At 54.4% G+C, this 434-nt stretch carries 1 protein-coding gene; it reads left to right on the top strand.

Annotation, left to right across the window (positions count from 1 at the left end; genetic code table 11):
• Positions 1-434, top strand: a 434-nt coding sequence (locus tag ACTHUR_RS21500; RefSeq protein ID WP_440400839.1) for a BamA/TamA family outer membrane protein, incomplete at both ends; no start/stop codon positions are given.

Here is a 434-nt window from a genome sequence, read left to right as displayed (position 1 = left end):
CGCCTAAACGCTATGCCGACTTTATCAATCAATACGGTAAAGGCGACGGCAGTGGCGTGGGTAACTTCAAAGGCTGGTTGTACAAAGGTACCATCGGCTGGGGCCGCAACAAAACCGACAATGCCTTGTGGCCGACCCGCGGTTACCTGACCGGCGTAAACGGCGAAATCGCTTTGCCGGGCAGCGACCTGCAATACTACACCCTGACCCACAACCAAACTTGGTTCTTCCCGTTGAGCAAAGATTTCACGCTGATGCTGGGTGGCGAAGTCGGTTATGGCAACGGCTACGGCAAAACCAAAACAATGCCGTTCTTTGAGAACTTCTACGGCGGCGGTTTAGGCTCCGTCCGCGGCTTTGAAAGCGGTACGCTGGGCCCGAAAGTCTATGACGAATACGGCGAGAAAATCAGCTACGGCGGTAACAAAAAAGCC

Source organism: Neisseria sp. P0021.S007 (assembly GCF_051956855.1).
The sequence above is the reverse complement of the archived record's forward strand: the minus strand, read 5'-3'. Positions and strand labels throughout refer to the sequence as shown.